This is a genomic window from Pseudoduganella sp. RAF19 (genome assembly GCF_052114165.1).
Classification (GTDB): Bacteria; Pseudomonadota; Gammaproteobacteria; order Burkholderiales; family Burkholderiaceae_D; genus Rugamonas.
Genome location: NZ_JBFREF010000015.1, coordinates 1 through 20,199 on the forward strand (window position 1 = coordinate 1; position 20,199 = coordinate 20,199).

Genomic DNA, 20,199 nt, shown 5'->3' on the forward strand with positions numbered 1-20,199 from the left:
ATGACCATAGCAAGTCGGTCCCACCCCTTCCCATCCCGAACAGGACCGTGAAACGACTTTGCGCCGATGATAGTGCTGCAACCAGTGTGAAAGTAGGTTATCGTCAGGCTAGTTATTGAAAAAGCCCACCAGGCGCATGCGCCGGTGGGCTTTTTGCTTTTAGCCGCCTCTTACAATTTGTAATAGTTTCCCAACCCTCCTTAACGCAAAGCTTGCCTAATATGCTCTGCAGAACAGGGAGGAACCATGGACGAGACCTTCAAATTCACGACCGATTCCAGTGGCCAGATCACAGGCATCAGCCTGGTCGGCGCACGATATGACCATGTATTGCGGGTGCCGGACGGCACCACGTTCACCAGTATCGCCAACAAGGTCACGGAAACCATCAGCGGCGACCGCGCGACAGTTACCGTGATCTACACTCAGGATGCGGCTGACGCCAGCATTTACCGCATCAGCTCCGAATCGACCGTCATCAAGGCGCCCAGTACCGACAAGCATTACTTCAGTTTCACCGTCACCGGCGGCGCCGTGACTGCCGCCAGCGAGACCTTCATTTTCGGCACACACACGCACACCAGGGATCTGACCAACACACCGGCATCGAGCTTCTCCGCCAGCGCGGCCGGCGTGACGGAAACGCGCGTAGTGGGCGATCTGATCGAAACGCTGAACTTCGTGCAGGTCGGCAGCAGCGGCGAATACGCGCTCGCATCCGACACCAGGACGGTCATCGCGCAGGGCAGTGCAACGACTGCGCTCAACGTCGAGCCTTTTGAGCGCGACCAGTTTGTATTCGATGCCAGTGGCAATGTGACCGGAGTGCAGGCGATCCTGTGGGATGGCAGCACCAAGACCGTGACACCTGGCGAGCACACCAGCTATACTCAGCTTGAAAAGGGATTTGTGCTCGAAACGCACACGGGCACCCACCATACGAGCTTCGAACTTTTCTACGACGGCAACGGCGACGGCAAATACACCGCGATCGCCGAAGGCAACGGCACCAGCGTCGACCTGGTTGGCATCAAGGCGCAGCTGGCCGGCATTGAAGGACTGTTGTAGCAGTTGTTGCGCTGCCGTGGTTTTTGTCTTATAGTCTCCTCAATAATTGGTAACGTTTCCAAAACGTGCCGCAAAACCAAGGAGACAGGATGTTCAAGCGTAGCAAGCTGGCCGTTGCCTGCGGTCTGGCGCTGTTCGTGGCGGGTGTGGCGCAGGCTGGCGCCGGCACCGCGAGTCCGGCGCTCAATGCTGAAGTCATTCACTGGTGGACCTCGGGCGGCGAGTCGGCTGCCGTCAAACAGCTGGAAGGCGCTTACCGTGCTGCCGGCGGCAACTGGATCGACACCGCCATTGCAGGCGGCGACCAGGCCCGCGCGGTCACCCTGAACCGCATCGTTGGCGGCAAAGCGCCCGCGGCTGCGCAATTCAACATCTCCAAGCAATTTCTCGACGTGGTGGAGCAGGACATGCTCATGCCGCTCGACGACATCGCCAGGCAACAGGACTGGGACCGCACGCTGCCCGAGCCAATCGCGCACGTGATCAAGGTCGACGGCCATTACTATGCGCTGCCGCTCGACATCCACATGCAAACCTGGATCTGGTACTCCAAGGCTGCGTTCAAGAAGGCAGGCATCACCAAAGAGCCGGCGACGATGGATGAACTCTTCGCCGCGCTGGACAAACTGAAGGCTGCTGGCCTGATCCCGCTGGCGCACGGCGGGCAGGCGTGGCAAGAAAACGTGCTGTTTGCAGGCGTTCTGGCCAACGTCGGCGGCAAGCAGCTGTACATGCAGGTGATGCGTGACCGCGACCAGAAGGCGATCAACTCCGAAGCGATGCGCAAGGTGCTGGTCGCTTACAAGCGCCTGCAGTCTTACGTGGACCCGAACGCGCCTGGCCGCAACTGGAACGACGCCACGGCCTTGCTGGTAAGCGGCAAAGCGGGCGTGCAAATCATGGGCGACTGGGCGAAAGGCGAATTCACCGCGGCCAAGCAAAAGCCGGGCGTGGACTTCGGCTGTATTGCCGGCCTGGGGCCTGACGTGCCATACCTGGTGCAGGGCGATGCCTTCGTCTTCCCGAGATCGGATCGCGGAGATGTGCAGCAGGCGCAAAAGCTGATGGCGCGCACACTGGTTGCGCCGACGACGCTGATCTCCTTCAACAAACTCAAAGGCTCGCTGCCGCCGCGCGTCGATCTCGACACCAGTTCGCTCGATGTGTGCTCGCAGGCCGGTGCCGCCATCATGCGTGGCAAGTCGCGTCTTGCCGGCGCACCTGAGGTCTACCTGACGCCCGATCAGAACGGCGCGCTGCAAGATGCGATCACCGCCTTCTGGAATACGTCCATGCCGGTAGAGAGAGCGCAAAAAGCGCTGGCTGCCGCGCTGCGGAACTGAGCTGCCGATGCGTCAACGCGGCGTCATGCCTTACTTCGCGCTGTTGCCGATGCTGGCCACGGTGGGCGTAGCTTATCTGGGCGCCTTCGCCTGGACTTTCTATGTCTCGCTGACCGGCTCGCGCAGCATCGCGTCGAATAAGTTCGTGGGCATGGCCAATTACACGCGGCTGTTCGATAACGAACGCTGGCAGCTGTCGGCGCATAATCTCGCCATTTACGGTGTGCTGTTCATTCTGGCCTGCCTGGTGATCGGCTTTCTGCTGGCGGCCTGCATCGACCGCCAGGTAACGGGGGAAGGCGCTTTGCGCACGGTCTTCCTCTATCCGTATGCGATGTCCTTCGTCGCAACCGGCCTTGTGTGGCAATGGATCTTCACACCGGACGGCATTCCCGGCCTCGACTTCGACTGGCTGGTCGATCAGGATAAAGTGATCTACACCATCGTCATCGCCTCCATATGGCAGGCGTCCGGCTTTGTGATGGCGCTGATGCTGGCAGGCTTGCGCGGTGTCGATCCCGAAATCTGGAAAGCCGCGCGGCTGGACGGTATTCCCGTGTGGCGCGTGTACCTGTCGATCGTGCTGCCCATGCTCGGTCCTACCGTTGCAACGGTGCTGATTCTGCTGGCGACCATGGTCGTCAAACTGTACGACGCGGTGGTGTCCATGACCCAGGGCGGCCCCGGCATCGCCAGCGAAGTGCCGGCCAAGTTCATCATGGACCATCTCTTCCTGCGCGCGAACATCGGCCTGGCATCGGCTGCCGCAGTCATGCTGCTGGTGACGGTGCTGATGCTGCTGGCGCCTTATGCTTATGCGCGCAGCCGCCGGAGGATCGCATGAAGCCAGCGCGCATCGGCCTGTATGCCTTCCTGCTCAGCGCAGCGCTGTTCTTCATGCTGCCGCTGTACATCATGATCACCACCTCGCTGAAGTCGATGGACGAAATCCGCAATGGCCACCTGTTTGCGCTGCCGCTGGCGCCAACACTGGAAGCCTGGCGTTCGGCGTGGAGTGAAGCCTGCACCGGCGCGTCCTGCGATGGCGTGCGGGCCGGCTTCTGGAATTCCGTGCGCATTGCGGTGCCGAGTACCATCCTGCCGATCCTGCTGGGCGCGCTGAATGGCTATGCGCTGTCGTTCTGGCGCCCGCGTGGCGCCAACGTACTGTTTGCGATCCTGCTGCTGGGCGCATTCGTGCCGGTGCAGGTGATGATTTATCCGCTGGTGCGTATGCTGGCCGCGATGGAAGTGTATGGCTCGCTGACCGCAATCGTGCTGGTGCATCTGGTGTTCGGCATGCCGGTACTGACTCTCCTCTTCCGCAACTATTATGTGTCGCTGCCGCATGAGCTGTTCCAGGCTGCGCGCATCGATGGTGGCGGTTTCTGGCGCATCTTCTGGCACGTGATGCTGCCAGCTTCTATTCCTATGCTGGTGGTCGCGGCCATCATGCAGGTTACGGGCGTTTGGAACGACTATATCCTGGGCCTGGTCTTTGCAGGGCGCGATAACGCGCCAATGACGGTGCAGCTGAATAATGTAATCAACACCACGACGGGTGTCCGTCTTTATAACGTCAACATGGCGGCGACCATTCTCACGGCGCTAGTGCCCTTGGCGATTTACTTCTTGTCCGGCCGCTGGTTTGTACGCGGCATCGCCGCTGGCGCAGTGAAAGGTTGAGTGGATGTCGAACGTAGATTTGCGTAAGTTGAGCATCACCCTTGGCGGTAACGCTGTGATCAGGGAGCTGGATCTGCAGGTGAAGGAGGGCGAGTTTCTGGTGCTGCTTGGTCCTTCGGGCTGCGGCAAGTCGACCCTGCTGCATAGCATCGCGGGCCTGATTGAAACGAGCGGTGGCAGTATCGAGATCGGTGGCAAGGATATGTCGCGCATCGATCCGAGCGAGCGTGGTATCGGCATGGTGTTCCAGTCGTATGCGCTGTACCCGACTATGACGGTGGAGAAGAATATGTCCTTCGGCTTGCGCATTGCGGGCATGCCGAAGGCGCAGATTGCAGAACGCCTTGAGCGCGTGGCGGGAATGCTGCACCTGAAGGAGCTGCTGAAGCGCAAGCCGGCGCAGCTGTCCGGCGGCCAGCGTCAGCGTGTGGCAATTGGCCGTGCGCTGGTGCGCAATGCGAACGTGTATTTGTTTGATGAGCCATTGTCGAATCTGGATGCAAAGCTGCGCACGGACCTGCGCCGCGAGCTGAAACTGCTGCATCAGAATCTGGGCTCGACCATGATTTATGTGACCCACGATCAGGTTGAAGCGATGACCCTAGCCAGCCGCATCGTGGTGATGAAGGCCGGTGAGATTCAGCAGGTAGGCACGCCGAGTGAAGTGTATGAGCGGCCGGCGAACCTGTTTGTAGCGGGCTTCCTTGGCGCGCCCTCGATGAACTTTATTCACGGTGAGCTGGATGCCCTGGGCAGATTCAATGCCGGGACGCTGTCGGTCGGCGTGAGTGCGGCAGGTCCGCGCAAGGCCGTGCTGGGTGTGCGCCCCGAGCATATAGCGTTAATGGATGATGGTCCGCTGCTTGGCAAGGTGTCGCTGGCCGAGCCGATGGGCAGTCATCAGGTGGTGTGGCTGGATTGCGGTGGTCATCAGCTATCGTGCATCGTGCAGGAGGCTCGTTCGTTTGCGGTAGGGGACCAGGTGGCGTTTGCCATTGATGCGCGTCGCGCCTGCCTGTTCGACCCCGACAGCGGAAAGGCTTTATGAGATGGAAGCCATCAAGTATGCTCTCACAAGTTAACTAAGGATCACTGTGGCCACAATCAAAGACGTTGCCCGCCTTGCGGGCGTTGGACTGGGAACGGCGTCCCGCGTAGTCAGCGGGAAGGGGGCCGTATCGCCCGCCACGCTTGAGAAAGTGAAGAAGGCCATTGAGGAACTGGGTTTCCGTCCATCGCATGCTGCGCGTTCGCTGCTGTCGGGCACCAGCCAGATGATCGGCGTCTACATCCCTGTGCTGAGCGGCACCTTCTACACACCCATCCTGCAGATCATCGATACCGAGCTGCGTGCTGCGGGGCTGCATATGGTGGTGGCTTTCGGCGTGGGTCTTGGCGACGAACGCAAGCAGGCGAAAGAGGGCATTGAATTCCTGATGGAGCGCGGCTGCGATGGCCTGATCATCATGACGGGCGCTCTGCATGACGAAGACATTGCAGGGCTGGGCGCAGCGCAAAGCCGCCTCGTGGCGCTGAACCATCCCTTCACCGAGATTCCTGACCAGTGCTTCACCGTGGACCACGCACTGGGCGGCCGCCTTGCCGCACGTGCGCTGCTGGACCATAAGCATCGCGACATCGCCGTGATTGCAGGTCCTTCGCGACTCGCCGACAGCGTGGCCCGTATCAACGGCTTCATGGATGAATTGCAGCAGAACGGCATCGATACCGGCAAGATGTGGGTGGCCGAGAGCGACTTCTCGCCAGCTGGCGGCTGGGCTGCGGCCAAAGAGCTGGTCGAATCCGGCCATCGCTGCAGCGCGCTGTTCTGCGCCAACGATGAAATGGCGGTCGGCGCGCTGTCCTATTTCCAGGAGGCGGGCATTCGCGTACCGCATGATCTGTCCGTGATTGGCTATGACGATACGCCAAGCGCCGAGTTCTCTGCCCCGCGCCTGACGTCGGTGCACATGCCCTGGCGCGAGATGACGATGAATGGACTCAGCGCGTTGTTGAATCAATGCTATGACCTGAGGCGGCCGGTAACGCGCAGCTTCCCCGTCACCGTGACACTGCGCGCATCGCTGGCAAAGGCCGCCAGCACGGCCGTAAAACGTAAAGCTTCATGAAATGAGCGGCCTCCCGTGGGGCGGGCCGCTTTTTTTGAATTAAACTTGGAAACCTTTCCATACTTTGACCATGACGACTACTGACCGCACCGAACCCCAGGCGCCCAAGCGCAGCGACTTTGCCACGGACTTCCTGTGGGGCTGCGCTACTTCCTCCTACCAGATCGAAGGCGCAGGCTCCGAAGATGGGCGCGTTGAATCCATCTGGGACCGGTTCGCCGCCACGCCAGGCAAGGTGCGCGATGGCTCCAGCGGCGCAGTCGCCTGCGATCACTACCATCGCTGGCCGCAGGACTTCGCGATCGCACAGGATATGGGCTTGAATGCCTACCGCTTCTCGATTGCCTGGCCGCGCATCATCAACGAAGCGGGCAAAGTGAATGAGAAGGGCCTCGATTTCTATTCGGGCCTGGTGGACGGCATGCTGGAACGCGGCCTGGACCCATGGGCCACGCTGTATCACTGGGACTTGCCGCAGTATCTGCAGGACCGCGGCGGCTGGGAGTCACGCGAGACGGTGGACCGCTTCCTGGAGTTCGCCGACGTCATGTCGCGCCGCCTCGGCGACCGGGTGACGAACTGGATCACGCACAACGAGCCATGGTGTACCTCCATCCTCGGCAACTTCGAGGGCGTGCATGCGCCGGGCAAGCATGATCTGCATGCGGCGCTGCAGGTCTGCCACCACGTGCTTCTCTCGCATGGAAAAGCCGTGCCTCTGATCCGCGCCAACGTCCCGGATGCGCGCGTCGGTATTTCGCTAAGCCTTCATCCGGTGCGTCCGGCCAGTGCGAGTGCGGAAGACTGGGCTGCGATGGAGCGCCACGACGGCTTGCGCTATCGCTGGTTCCTCGATCCGCTGTTCGGCAAGGGCTACCCGGCCGAGACGATGGAGCGCCTGCGCGCTTCCGCACCGGACGTGCGACCAGGCGATCTGGAAGCCATGTCCGTCAAGACTGATTTCCTCGGTGTGAATTACTACTTCCCCGAGACTATCGCGAACGCACTGGGCCACGAGCCGCTGGATGCACGCGTGCTGCCGCCTCGCGGTTCGGATATCACGGCCATGGGCTGGGAAGTCGCGCCGGAGGGATTGACCGAGCTGCTGGTGCGCATCCAGCAGGACTACCAGCCCGGCGATATCTACATCACCGAGAATGGCTCCTGCTACGACGACACCGTCGAAGCGAATGGCGAAGTGCATGACGTGCAGCGCCGCCATTACCTGATGCGCCACCTGGACGCGCTGAAGGCCGCCATTGCAGCAGGCGTGCCGGTGAAAGGCTATTTCGCCTGGAGCCTGGTGGACAATTTCGAATGGGCCGAGGGCTATCTGCGCCGCTTTGGCCTTGTACACATTGAATACGCAACCCAGGAGCGCCGCCTGAAAGACAGTGGCAAGTGGTATCGCGCCTTCCTGAAATCGGAGAAATAAGAATGAAGAGACTGACCCTGGCGCTGGCCGTAGCGCTCGCACTTCCCGCCGTTGCCGCCCCGCTGAAGGACTGGCCGCATATCAAGAGCGCCATTGCGAAGGACGACGCGCTGGAGAAGCGCGTGCAGGAAATCGTGAGCAAAATGACGCTTGAGCAGAAAATCGGCCAGATGACGCAGCCGGAAATCAAGACCACCACGCCTGACGATGTGAAGCGCTACTACCTCGGCTCCGTGCTGAACGGCGGTGGCAGCTGGCCGAAAGGGAACAAGCACGCCAGCGCGAAGGACTGGCTGGACCTGGCGGAGGCCTACCACCAGGCCTCCATGTCGACTGATATGGCGGTGAAGGTGCCAGTCATCTGGGGGATCGACGCGATCCACGGCAACAGCAATATCTATGGCGCCACGCTGTTCCCGCATAACATCGGCCTCGGTGCGGCGCGCGATCCGAAACTGGCAGAAGAAATCGGCGCAGCCACCGGCAAGGCGGTACGCGCAACCGGCATCGCCTGGATCTTTGGTCCGACCATCGCTGTGGTGCGTGACGACCGCTGGGGACGTACCTACGAGAGCTTCTCGGAAAACCCTGAAGTAGTCGAAAGCTATGCAGGTCCTTACGTTCGCGGTCTGCAGGGCAGTTTCAAGAACGATGCCAACGTGGTCGCCAGTATCAAGCACTTCATGGGTGACGGCGGCACCGACCAGGGCAAGGACCGTGGCGTGAACAAGTCCACGGCCGAGCAGATGATGAATATCCATGCCCGCGGCTATTACACCGGCCTGGCGGCGGGAGCCCAGACGGTGATGGCGTCGTTCAACAGCTGGGACGATGTCAGCGCAGGCGTCAATTACGGCAAGATGCACGGCAGCCGAGTGTTGCTGACCGATGTACTGAAGACCAAGATGGGCTTCGACGGTTTTGTGATCAGCGACTGGAACGCCATCGCCGAAGTACCGGGCTGCCGCAACGACAGCTGCCCGCAGTCGATCAATGCCGGCGTGGACATGATCATGGTGCCGGATGACTGGAAGGCCTTTATCGCCAACACCATCGCGCAAGTGAAGTCCGGCGAGATTCCGATGGCGCGCATTGATGATGCCGTGACCCGTATCCTGCGCGTGAAGCTGCGCGCTGGCTTGTTTGGTAAGAGCCCTGCGCAGAACGCCCACGCGGGCAAGAACGATGCGCTGCTGGCGCGCGAGCTGGCGCGCCGTGCGGTACGTGAATCGCTGGTGCTGCTGAAGAACGAAGGCCCTGCGCTGCCACTGGCACACGGCAAGAAGATTCTGGTGGTGGGCAAGACCGCGGACAATATCGCCAACCAGACCGGCGGCTGGTCGCTGACCTGGCAGGGCACGGACAACACCAATGCCGACTTCCCGAACGCCGACAGCATCCTGGCCGGCATCCGCGCCGCGGCGGGCGCCGAGAATGTGCTGTTCAGTGCCGATGCGCGCGATGTGGATGTCAGCAAGTTCGATGCCGTGATCGCCGTGATCGGCGAGCGTCCATACGCCGAAGGCGATGGCGATATCGGCCCGTCCGGCACGCTGCGCCACAGCAGCCGTTATCCGGAGGATTTGTCCGTGCTGGAGGCCGTGGCAGGGAAGGGCAAGCCGGTGGTGACCGTGTTCGTTTCCGGCCGTCCTCTGTACACCAACGATTTGCTGAATTTGTCGGATACCTTTATCGCGGCCTGGCTGCCAGGCACCGAAGGCAAGGGCGTATCTGATCTGCTGGTGGCCGGCAAACAGAAATACGACTTCCGCGGCAAACTGTCCTTCTCGTGGCCGAAGTCGGCCTGCCAGACGCCGCTGAACGTAGGCGATGCCGATTATTCGCCGCTGTTCGCCTATGGCTATGGTCTGAAAAACGGACAGCGTTCGAAACTGGGCAAGCTGGATACCTCGTATGCGGCGGGCGGTTGCGGCGGCGGCAATAGCTATCCTGTTTTCAGCCAGGCCGACCGTGCCAGCTTCCCGCTCGCGATCCGCAGCGGCAGCGAACGCCAGGCACTGGGCGCAGACCTGAACGCGACCTTCCAGCTGCCGGGCATCAAGGTGCAGACTTCGCAGATCAATACCCAGCAGGACGCCAAGCTGGTGACCTGGACCGGTCCGGCATCCGTTGAAGCGCATGGCGCCAAGCCGCTGGCCCTGCCGCCGGCGCTGGCCAAGGATGGCGCGCTGCACTTTGCCACCATCGTGTCGGCGGCGCCGCAGGGCAAGGTAACGCTGGCAATGCAGGACAGCACGGTCAATGCGACCGCGCTGTTCCAGCGCCTGGCAGGCAAGGGCAAGCAGAGTGTTTCGATTCCCCTGGCTTGCTTCGCTGGTTTGCATCCGGAGCGCGTCGATACGCCATTCAGCATTACGTCAGACGCAACGTTTGCGGCATCGTTTGCGAATATCGAGATTGTCTCCGGCGCCACCGATGCGGTGCGCTGCGAAGATCTGAAATAAGGAACGGTCATGGCAAATACCGCACACAATGCTAGCGCGCCAGTGGCGCATTCGACCCACGATGCCAACGGCAATAACACGGCGCCGCTGGTCATCATCACCATCCTGTTCTTCATGTGGGGCTTGCTCACGTCGCTCAATGACGTGCTGATCCCGCATCTGAAGGCGAAATATACGCTCAGCTACGTGCAGGCGATGCTGGTGCAGTTCTGCTTCTTCGGCGCCTACTTCATCGTATCGCTGCCGGCGGGCGGACTGATTCGCCGCATCGGCTATCAGCGCGGCGCGGTGACAGGCCTGCTGATTGCGGCCGGCGGCTGCGCGCTGTTCTATCCGGCGGCGGAGAGCGGCTATACGCTGTTCCTGTTTGCCTTCTTCGTGCTGGCAGCGGGCATCACCATCCTGCAGGTGGCGGCGAATCCTTTTGTTACCGTGCTTGGTCCGGCGCGTACCGCGTCCAGCCGCCTGACCTTGACGCAGGCCTTCAATTCACTGGGCACGACGGTTGGTCCGTCGGTTGGCGGTTTCCTGATCCTGTCGGGCGGCAGCGTGCAGGGACCGTACCTGGCGCTGGCCGGCGCGCTGGCCGTACTGGCGTTGTTGTTTGCGGCAGCGCGTCTGCCGCACATCACGCATGCCGACGAGGGGACGGACGCGCAGACGGCGTCGCCGGCTGGCGTCACTGATGCGGTGGAGAAGCGCTCCGCGACATCGTTTCCGCACCTGGTGCTGGGTGCGATCGCCATCTTCGTTTATGTCGGCGGCGAAGTCAGCGTCGGCTCCTTCCTGATCAACTTCCTCGGTGAGCCGGCCATTGCAGGGCTGTCGCATGCCGATGCCGCGCAATACGTCAGCCTGTACTGGGGCGGCGCGATGGTCGGCCGCTTCATCGGTTTCGCGGTGATGCGCAAGATCAGTCCCGGCAAGGCGCTGGCGTTCAACGCCACGGCTGCCATCGTGCTGATCCTGGCCGCGATTCTGGGCCATGGCAAGGTGGCGATGTGGGCAATCCTGGCGGTTGGCCTGTGCAACTCCATCATGTTCCCGACCATCTTCAGCATGGCGCTTCACAAGCTGGGCCGCTTCACCGGCCAGGCGTCGGGCATCCTGTGCATGGCCATCGTCGGCGGTGCACTGGTGCCMTTTGCACAAGGCGCGCTGGCGGACAACGCAGGGCTGCAACTCTCCTTCGTGATTCCGGCGGCTTGCTACGCCTACATCCTGCTATTTGGCCTGAAGTACGCCGGCCTGCACAAGACCTGAGGTCACGGCCTTGTAAGCCCGTGCGCGCTCCGTTTCGCTCAATACGCGTGGAGTCGCCACGGGCGCACCAGCCTGGAAGAAGGGGCTGATCTGCCAGCTGCCGTTGACGCGGGCGCGCAGCACGGAAGCGATGATGCCGGCAGTGGCAAAGAACGTCGCCGCGGCGCTGGAGGGACCCTTGCCTTTAGCGTGCCTGGTGTTTGTGTGCACACGCTTGCTGCCGAATTTGGCATCTAGCGTCGCGATGGACTTGCCAAGGCCGTTGTGCAGCAGCGCGACGAAGGACAGCTTCGGATCACGCGCGGTGTTGGCGATTGGCGTGTTGCAGCAGCTGGCGTACCAGCGCAGCAAGCCTTTATCGGACAGCGAAACACAGGCCAGCGCCTCTGCGCCCTGCGTGAACGATACATGCTGCTGTAAGGTGGTCACAACATCAGTGCCGCCATGGCCATCCAGCACACGTTCCGGGTTGCCTAATGCATGGGCGTAGGCCTGGCAGTCCGCGCAGTGGCAGACAAGGCGTGTTACGGACACCGCGCCGGACAGGGCACCCTGCAGATGCCCGCATTTGCATTGAATTTTTCTTGCTGTGTATTGCATGATTAGCTCCCAACATTGATATTCGATGTTGGGATTAAATCGCTGCGGTGTGTCCTGCGGATTTCAGTGATACATTGAGACACACAGCCGTCTAGACAGGCGCCGCACAATATTGGCGCACATAAGCCTCATGCTGCGGCAGCTGGGCCACGGTGCGGTTCACCGTATCGCTGATGCTGCCGAGGAAGGCCGACAGTTCCGCATCGCCCATCAGATCGGCCGCCTGGTGGTGCTGCTCCGGCATGATGCCCTGGCCCAGCATCACCTGAATCCAGGAGTTCTCGGCGAACAGCTCGTTCGGAATACGGAACACGCGGCCCGTTTCGCGGAACAGATTGATGCGATGACGCAGGGAGGCCGGTACTTCCATCTCGGCGCAATGGCGCCAGAACGCGGTATCGCGGCGGTTCGTCACGTTATAGTGCAAGATGATGAAGTCACGGATGTGTTCAATCTCCGTGCGCGTCTGGCTGTTGTATTCGTCGATATCGCTTTGACGGATACCCTGAGCCGGGAACAGCTGCATCAGACGGATGATGCCGCGCTGGATCAGGTGAATACTGGTCGACTCGATCGGCTCCAGGAAGCCGCTGGCCAGGCCGATGGCGACGCAGTTGCCAACCCAGGTCTTGTGGCGCTGGCCCGGCTTGAAGCGGATCACGCGTGGCTGCACCAGTTGCTCGCCCTCGATATTGGAGAGCAGGGTTTGCTTCGCGTGCTCGTCATCGGTGAATTTACTGGAGAAGACGATGCCATTGCCGACGCGGTGCTGCAGCGGAATGCGCCACTGCCAGCCGGCGTCGCGTGCGATGGAGCGCGTCAGCGGCACGGCAGGACCAACGGATGCCGTCTGCACTGCAATCGCGCTGTCGCAGTGCAGCCATTGCGACCAGTCCTCATACTCCTGCTTCATGGTTTCGCCGATCAGCAAGGCGCGGAAGCCGGTGCAGTCGATGAACAGATCGCCTTCCAGCAGCGCCCCGTTCTCCAGCTGCAGGGACGTGATGTTGCCGCTTGCCGGATCGGTGTTCACGCGGGCGATCTTGCCTTCGATACGCTGGGCGCCATAGCCTTCCGAATACTTGCGCAGATAGCGCGCATAGGCGCTGGCGTCCATGTGGTAAGCGTAGTTGATGCCCTGGCGCGGCAAGTGGGCGAAGCGGTTTTCCTGCGCCGCTTTCAGTTCCAGGCAGTAATCGCCGTAGTCGCCGGCGAGATTGCGCTCGCGGCCCTTGCGCCAGAAATGCTGGAAGCCCGCGGTCCAGTGGTCGGTGCCGGTCAGACCGAAGGAGTGGATGTAGTCTTCATTGACGTTGCGCCAGTTCTCGAAGCTGATGCCCAGCTTGAAGGTGGCGTTGGTGGCGGCCATGAATTCCTGCTCATTGATCTCCAGCAGGCTGTGATAGTTCATCAAAGTAGGAATGGTCGCTTCGCCTACGCCCACGGTGCCGATTTCGTCGGACTCCACCAGTTTGATGTCGAGCAGCTTGCCCAGGGTGCGAGACAGCGCGGCAGCCACCATCCAGCCAGCGGTGCCGCCGCCGGCAATCACAACGCGCCGGATAGGGCGGCGGTCTTCTCCATTATGTTCTCGCATTGGTGTCTCCTGTTACCGGTTAATTTTCTTGAGCAGCTGCGCGCGCAGCACGCGCGACATGTCATCGTCGATGGGGCCCAGCATGCGGCGCGCTTGCGGCGACATGTGAGCGGAAGTATTTTCGTCGGCCTCGAATACGTAGTGGCGGAACAGTTCCTTCCAGGCCTCGCGCTGTTCGTGCGGCAGGTCGCGGATCGTCATCAGAGACAGCATCAGCGCATTGCTGGGCGTGTCCATGTAATCGGGCGACTGGCGCCACCAGTAGTTGATCAGCATATTGAAGCTGTCCAGCGCCTCCACATGATGCCACCACATACTGGGGATGAAAATGGCGTCGCCCGGCCCCAGCTCGGCCACTTGCGCATGGCGGCAGGCTTCCGCAAAGCGTGGGAAGCGCTCCAGATCGGGCTTGGCGAAATCCACCAGGCTGATGGACTGGCCGGCAGGTGTGAAGTCCAGCGGGCCGATATACAGATTGGTCAGCTGGTCCGGCGGGAACAGGGTGAAGCGGCGGTGGCCGGCTGTCACGCAGGCCAGATTGTCCGGCAAGTCGTAATGCGCAGCGATGCGCGTGCGGTTGCCGAACCAGACGCTCATCAGCGCGTCGCGCACACCGAGATCGATCGGATTCTCTTCGCGGAAGCCGGGCAGGGCGACTTCCACCGTGGTCGAACCGACATAGATGGCAGGCGGCTGCGGGTTATCGCGCTGCGCCGCCAGTTCATCCAGTACCTGGTCGATACGCGCGCGCAGCGACTGGAAATTGAAGCCGCTCAGGTCTTCGTTGTAGAAGAAGCGGCCTTCGATGTCGTCGCGGCCCAGCATGGCGACCACCGTGCAGTCGCGATAGAAGCGGCGCAGGTAGGCGTCTGCCGTCTGGTGTGTGGCGCCCGCGTGCACGGCGGGCCAGTCCGCAACCAGGCCACGCAGAATCATGGGCTGCGTGGAAGTCAGGATCTCGTCCGTCAGCGTCTCGCGCGTAACGCCGTGCACTTCCCGCATCGGTTTTGCATCAACCAGCACGGTTCTTACGCTCGATCAGTGCACGGAAGTTGGCCATGGAGGCAATCTGCATATAGATCGGCTGCAGGAAGCCGGCGCGGTGCAGGCCTTCCAGCGCCGGCCCGCCCAGTGCTGCCAGACGCTCTTCATGGATCGTGTAGAAGCCGGCCAGGCGGTTCTGGGAGCCGTCATTCAGCTCGATGTCGGCCACGAAGGATTCCAGCAGTTCGTTCTGCAGCAGGGCGCCGATGAACAGGCGCTGTTGCTGCAGGCCGTTGTGCAGGGCCAGCAGCATGGAATTGACGTTTTCCAGGTATTCGGTGGTGCCGCCGTGGGTACGGAATACCGGTTCGCCCTCGCTGCGATTGACGCGCGGGTTATCCAGGTCCACATGTACGGTCAGTTCGTCGCCGTTGCGGCCGATCAGGAAAGGCTGGCGCTCGATGGCCAGCGGCACATAGGCAGCATCCCAGCCGTCTGGACCAAGGAAAAGATTCTCGCCTTCCTGGAAGCCGAACAAGGCCAGCGATTCGAAAGAACCATCGGCACTCTTGCGGAACACGATCGGGTAGCAGGACTGCACATCGCGGAACTCGCCGGGGAAGGTGAGGGCGCTCATCACGTTGTCGCCATACTGCGCGCCGCGTGCGGTGACGATGTGCATGTCCTTGTGGGCCACGTTATTGAGCAGTGCGTGATTGGGCATGAAGTGGCCTTTTCAGATTCGAGGCAAGCCGTGACGCCGGATATGGGCGATCAGCTCGCGGTTGGTGGGCAGGGCCTTCAGCATTTTCGCCGTCAGCCCGGCTGTTTCGCGGAAGTAGTTATCGGCTGCTTCCGCATTATCGGGACGGCGCAAACCGCCGCCAGCCTCGCTGCGGAAGCCCATGCCGTACAAGACGTACTGGTAGCTGGCAGCCGGGAAGACTTCCTCGATGCGGTAAAAGTCGCTGCGCGACGGCGGACGATGGCGCCACAGCGTCAGCATTTCGGCCAGGCGTTCCGGCACCGTTTCGCGGTTATCGATCCAATATGGCGAATCGCTGCGGTGGCTCAGCACATAGTGCAGCTTGAGGAAGTCGATCACGCGCTCCCAGCGATAGCGGAAAGTCTCGTTGAAGCGGCGCGCAACGATGTCCATGGCTTCGCGCGTCGCGGGCATGTCGTCGCTGATCATATTGGCCGACAGTTCGACCATGGCGAGTGCCGACGCTTCCAGTGGCTCGATAAAGCCGGAGGAAAGGCCTACGGCCACGCAATTGCGTTGCCAGAAGCGCTCGCGGTAACCTGGATTGAAGGTCAGCTTGCGCGGCGGCGGAATGTCGTCCAGTCCGATGTAGGCGCGCAGTTCGGCTTCCGCTGCCTCGTCGCTGGTATGGGCGCTGGAATAAACGTGGCCAATGCCGCGCCGCGAGGGCAGGCCGATATCCCAGATCCAGCCGTTGCGCTGCGCGGTGGACGTGGTCTGCGAACCGATGGGCGTATCTTCGGCAGGGTAGGGAATTTGCACTGCCAGCGCGCTGTCGTTGAACAGCACATGCTTCTGCGAGATGAAGGGTACTTCAAAGTGCTGGCCCAGCAGGCGCGATTGCATGCCGGTGCAATCGACAAACAGGTCGCCGGCCAGCACGCCGCCCTGACGCAGTTTCAGTGAGGCGATATCGCCGCCATCGCCGGATGTGATGGCATCCACGTGATCCAGTACATGCCGCACGCCGAGGCGTTCGGTGCAGTGCTTGCGCAGGAAGACGGAGAATTTGCCCGCGTCCAGGTGGTAGCCATAGTTGGCCACCGCCGCGAATTCCGGCGTGGCGGCCTGCTTGGGCGCCTTGCCCTGCACGCACAGGTGCGGCTGGAACGAAGCCAGATCGGCAAAGGGCACTTGCGGAAATGCTTCCAGCCAGCGCTCGACCAGATTGGCCTCGCCATAGCCCTGCGGCAGAACAAACGGGTGGAAATAGTAATCGTCATCCGCGCCGGTAACCCAGCGGTTAAAGCGCGAGCCTTGTTTGAACGAGGCGTCGCACTCGCGGAAGAAATCGGATTCGGAAACACCGATGCGATGCAAAGTGTCGCGCATCGTCGGCCAGGTGCCTTCGCCGACGCCGATAATCGGCACGTCCGGCGATTCGACCAAGGTAACTTCCAGTCCGCCCGGCTGGTGCGCCGGATGGTCGGCGGCCAGGACGGCGGCGGTCAGCCAGCCTGCCGAACCGCCTCCCACTACAACAACTTGTCGGATCATCCTGCTCACTGCCATGAAACCTGTCCCCGTTGTGCTTTGCTGCGAGTCTAACCGAAAAGGCCGCCGCTGGGCAGCGGCCTTTTCATGGTCAGAACTTGTAACGGGCTCCAATCATGTAACGCGGACCTGCCTGCGTCACGGACAACACTTCAGACTTGGTACGGCCATGCACGCGCTGGATTTCGTCGGTCAGGTTGATCGCCTCGAACTGGAAGCTCAGCTTCTCGGTCAGTTGATAGCCCACGCTCAGGTCCAGCTGTCCATACGGCTCGGTGTAGTTCGGGTTAGGACCTGCGCCGTCGAAGGTCGACGACAGGAACTCGCCGCGCCAGTTCCAGGCCGCACGCACCGTGAACTTCTTGTCTTCGTAGATACCCACCAGGTTGTACGAGTTGCTGAGGCCTACCAGCGCGAACTGCTCGCCGATCGACGCGTTGTCGTATTTCAGGCCGGAGTGCACGTAGGTGTAGTTGGCCTGCAAACCGAAGCCGGTGTCGCCGAACATATGCTGGACGTTGAGTTCAGCACCGTGCAGCTTGGCCTTCTTCTGGTTCGAGTACGAGTTGATCTCGAAGCTTGCCACCGGATCGCTCGGTTGGCCGACGATGTTACCGGTTGCGTTGCCGCTTGCGTCATCCGGGCCGCGCGTCACGCCGGGTGCATTCGGGTGATTGCGGAAGATGTAGTTGCGGATGCAGACTGCATCGCTGCCGCAATTGCCCTTGGCGATCGCCTCGTTCCACAGTGCGCCGCCCACCGGCGTATGCAGGCCTGGCGAGGTGTCGGTGAACTTCGACTGGCCAGCGTAGTTGCTCAGGTCCTTGTAGAACAGGCCCAGCGACGCGAAGCTCTGCTTGTCGTAATACCATTCGCCGGAGAAGTCCAGGTTCTTCGACTTGACTGGCAGCAGCGCCGGATTACCCTGCGAGCCGGTACCGCCATTGATACGCGCCAGATTGTCGATCGTCTTGCCGCCCTGGATCTGGTCATAGCGCGGACGGCCAATGGTTTCGCCGTAGCTGGCGCGAACCTTGATGTCCGGACGCAGGTCGGCATCCCAATCGATGCTTGGCAGCCAGTTGCTGTATTTACCGTTCAGCGTCGTGAACGAAGCAGGGCCGAACTGCACAGGGAATTCGTTGGCCGAAACCATGGTGATGCTGACCGGAGTCGGCACCAGTGCGGACGACACGACGTCCGTCGTTTCGTAGCGCACGCCGATATTGGTGTGCATCGGTACGCCAAATTCCCAATCCGTACCCAGCTGGATATAGCCGCTCTTCGACGTTTCCTTGGTGCGGCGGTCGGTATCCCAGGTGGTCTTCGGCAGGTAGAGATCAGGCAGGCCGGAAGCCTTGGCCGCCAGATCACGCACTTGCGCGAAGTTGAAGGTGTAGAAGGTATTGAACAGGTTCGGATTGCTGCTGCCGTCGATCTTGTCGAAATACTGGCGCACGGTGTCCGCATGCCATACGCTGCTTGGATAGTCCGAAGGCTTGGTGGCGCCGCCCCAGGTATCGCGCTGCTGCGTGGAGAAGGCGGAGCGGTTGTCCACCTTGGTGTGCGCAATGCCGAAGTTCAGGTTGGACGATTCCATCACCTTCCAGCTGCCCTTGACCTGGGTCTGGTCGATCTTGCCCTTCATATAGCCGTTGCGGAAGGCCGAACCGGTCACCTGCTGCGGTGCGTTAACGAAGTCAGCACCCTTGATGCTCAGAACCGGGAAGTCTTTCGAGAAGTCGGCCGAGGTGTCGCCGCGGCTGAAGCTTGCCGTACCCAGCACGTTGTCCGAACCCCATGGGCTGTCGGCCTTCGATTCGGCGGTGGAGTGGTGCGTATCCAGCTCGAAGCGCAGATCGTTATTCGGCTTCCACAGCGCGTTGAAGCCCAGCGACTTGTTCTGGGTCTTGGTCGCGAAGTCGGCGCCGCCCATGGCGATGTCGCTGTTCCCGGCCGGGATCAGTTCCGTGTAGACCAGCGGGCCAGCCACAGGACCATTCGACCAGGTGCTGGTGGATGGACCGAAGTTGAACCAGGCCGAAACGTCGTTACGCTTGGTCTGGATCTTGTTCTCGGAATAGGTGTAGTCCAGCGTGGTGGTCAGCGATTTCGCCGGCGCGTACTGCAAGGTCAACTGGCCATTGGTACGCTGGCGCTGCACGCCGCTCATGGCGTAGTTCAGGTTTTGCGGAACGTTGTAGATGTCGTTCGGTCCCGGACGATTGGTGATGCGGTTGCTGCCATCCGCGCCGGGCAGGGGAATGGTGCCCCAGTTGTTCTCGTCGCCCTTGAACGGGCCGCGCCAGCCGTTGCCCACCGACGCCACGTTGAAGCCCAGGTTGCGCTCCTGGTAGCTCGCGCTCAGCGAGATACCGAAGGTGTTGTCCGCAAACGTATTGCTATAGATACCGGAGACTTCAGGCGTGTAGGAATGCTTGGCCTTCACATCGCCCGGCAGGTTGTTGTTGGAGGTGTCGTACACACCCTTGGCGCCGAAGCTGGCCACCATGCCCGGATGGTCCAGCGGACGCGCGGTCATGATATTGATGGTGGCGCCGATACCGCCGGTCGGCGTTTCGGCGCGGCCGGTCTTGTACACCTGGATCTGCGAAATCGCTTCGGAAGCCAGGTTGGCGAAGTCGAAGGAGCGGCCATTCAGGTCGCCCAGGTTGGAGGTCGGCATCTGGCGGCCGTTCAGCAGCACCAGGTTGAAGTCCGGACCCACACCGCGCACCGTCACTTTCGCGCCTTCGCCGATCGAGCGGTCGATGGAAACGCCGCTGATACGCTGCAGCGATTCAGCCAGGTTGGTATCGGGGAATTTACCGATGTCGGCGGCCACAATGCCGTCAACGATACCGTCCGCGTTGCGCTTCAGGTTCATGGAAGTACCGAGACTGGCGCGCAGGCCGCTCACTACAACGGTCTGCATATCGGTTTGGGTGGTCGAGCTGATTTGTCCCGATGCCGCGTCCTGCGCGTGGAGCGGTGCGACGAACGCTGTACATGCCGTCGCGACGGCCAGGCTCATTAGCTTCTGCTTCGCCTTGGGCTGGTGCATTTGGTCTCCTTGGTTTTATGCCGGCGGGTGTTTTGCCGGTCACGTGGAAACGTTTCCACTTCGTTTTAAAAGATACTAGGGTTAGTGCAAAAAATTGTCAATGAAATACTGAACTGCGTGAGGCTTTCTGGCGGGGACTTACAACACTTGCCAGTTTGGGGACGCTGGATCGTGGAAATTGGAAACCTTTCCACATTGCCAAGCAAATATAGCATCGTTCATTTTTTAAAGTCAACACGCAATGCAACATGGAGGAGGCCAGATGGCGCAAGGCGTTGCGGCTTGCGCACACCTCCGTGCTCCCG

The 20,199-nt window shown here is 61.2% G+C and carries 15 protein-coding genes and 1 rRNA gene; 10 read left to right on the top strand and 6 right to left on the bottom strand.

The genetic code is table 11. The features are described 5' to 3' along the window. The 10 genes from rrf to AB4Z19_RS29085 form a co-directional block, all read left to right on the top strand. Window positions 1-109, top strand: a 5S ribosomal RNA gene (rrf, locus tag AB4Z19_RS29040); the annotation flags it as partial. 137 nt (window positions 110-246) lie between these two features. Beyond that, complete coding sequence (locus AB4Z19_RS29045; protein WP_442029116.1) at window positions 247-1,068, top strand: hypothetical protein; 822 nt, start codon at window positions 247-249, stop codon at window positions 1,066-1,068. 89 nt (window positions 1,069-1,157) lie between these two features. Further along, entirely contained in the window at window positions 1,158-2,411 is a 1,254-nt protein-coding gene (locus AB4Z19_RS29050; RefSeq protein ID WP_442029115.1) for an ABC transporter substrate-binding protein, read from the top strand. 7 nt (window positions 2,412-2,418) lie between these two features. Further along, entirely contained in the window at window positions 2,419-3,255 is an 837-nt protein-coding gene (locus AB4Z19_RS29055) for a carbohydrate ABC transporter permease (protein WP_442036958.1), read from the top strand. Further along, window positions 3,252-4,097 (top strand): carbohydrate ABC transporter permease, encoded by an 846-nt coding sequence (locus AB4Z19_RS29060; RefSeq protein ID WP_442029252.1) that lies wholly within the window; start codon window positions 3,252-3,254, stop codon window positions 4,095-4,097. Before AB4Z19_RS29055 ends, AB4Z19_RS29060 begins: the two co-directional genes overlap by 4 nt. Before the next feature lie 4 nt (window positions 4,098-4,101). Continuing rightward, a complete protein-coding gene (locus AB4Z19_RS29065; RefSeq protein WP_442029253.1) occupies window positions 4,102-5,145 on the top strand; it encodes an ABC transporter ATP-binding protein in 1,044 nt (347 codons plus the stop codon). A 46-nt stretch (window positions 5,146-5,191) separates the two neighbouring features. Further along, on the top strand, window positions 5,192-6,226 hold the full coding sequence (locus AB4Z19_RS29070; protein WP_442036960.1) for a LacI family DNA-binding transcriptional regulator: 1,035 nt from the start codon (window positions 5,192-5,194) through the stop codon (window positions 6,224-6,226). Window positions 6,227-6,296: 70 nt separating this feature from the next. Continuing rightward, the gene (locus tag AB4Z19_RS29075) at window positions 6,297-7,661 is read left to right on the top strand and encodes a GH1 family beta-glucosidase (protein WP_442029310.1); all 1,365 of its coding nucleotides are present in this window, start codon (window positions 6,297-6,299) and stop codon (window positions 7,659-7,661) included. 2 nt (window positions 7,662-7,663) lie between these two features. Beyond that, window positions 7,664-10,126: a glycoside hydrolase family 3 N-terminal domain-containing protein gene (locus AB4Z19_RS29080; RefSeq protein WP_442036962.1), complete on the top strand. Its 2,463-nt coding sequence runs from the start codon at window positions 7,664-7,666 to the stop codon at window positions 10,124-10,126. 9 nt (window positions 10,127-10,135) lie between these two features. Further along, complete coding sequence (locus tag AB4Z19_RS29085) at window positions 10,136-11,389, top strand: sugar MFS transporter (RefSeq protein WP_442036964.1); 1,254 nt, start codon at window positions 10,136-10,138, stop codon at window positions 11,387-11,389. On the opposite strand, the gene AB4Z19_RS29090 is transcribed toward AB4Z19_RS29085, so the two are convergent. From AB4Z19_RS29090 to AB4Z19_RS29115, 6 genes are all read right to left on the bottom strand, one after another. Further along, window positions 11,351-11,989 carry a DUF6151 family protein gene (locus tag AB4Z19_RS29090; RefSeq protein ID WP_442026590.1) on the bottom strand — a complete coding sequence of 213 codons (639 nt, stop codon included), beginning with the start codon at window positions 11,987-11,989 and terminating at the stop codon, window positions 11,351-11,353. The two genes, AB4Z19_RS29085 and AB4Z19_RS29090, sit on opposite strands and share 39 nt — an antisense overlap. A 91-nt stretch (window positions 11,990-12,080) precedes the next feature. Further along, a complete protein-coding gene (locus tag AB4Z19_RS29095) occupies window positions 12,081-13,586 on the bottom strand; it encodes a tryptophan halogenase family protein (protein WP_442026591.1) in 1,506 nt (501 codons plus the stop codon). Window positions 13,587-13,598: 12 nt separating this feature from the next. Further along, entirely contained in the window at window positions 13,599-14,588 is a 990-nt protein-coding gene (locus AB4Z19_RS29100) for a cupin-like domain-containing protein (protein ID WP_442026593.1), read from the bottom strand. A 10-nt stretch (window positions 14,589-14,598) separates the two neighbouring features. Then, a complete protein-coding gene (locus AB4Z19_RS29105; RefSeq protein WP_442026594.1) occupies window positions 14,599-15,294 on the bottom strand; it encodes a SapC family protein in 696 nt (231 codons plus the stop codon). Window positions 15,295-15,306: 12 nt separating this feature from the next. Next, window positions 15,307-16,833: a tryptophan halogenase family protein gene (locus AB4Z19_RS29110; RefSeq protein WP_442036966.1), complete on the bottom strand. Its 1,527-nt coding sequence runs from the start codon at window positions 16,831-16,833 to the stop codon at window positions 15,307-15,309. 88 nt (window positions 16,834-16,921) lie between these two features. Beyond that, window positions 16,922-19,894 (bottom strand): TonB-dependent receptor, encoded by a 2,973-nt coding sequence (locus AB4Z19_RS29115; RefSeq protein ID WP_442036968.1) that lies wholly within the window; start codon window positions 19,892-19,894, stop codon window positions 16,922-16,924. Between the last annotated feature and the right edge of the window lie 305 nt (window positions 19,895-20,199).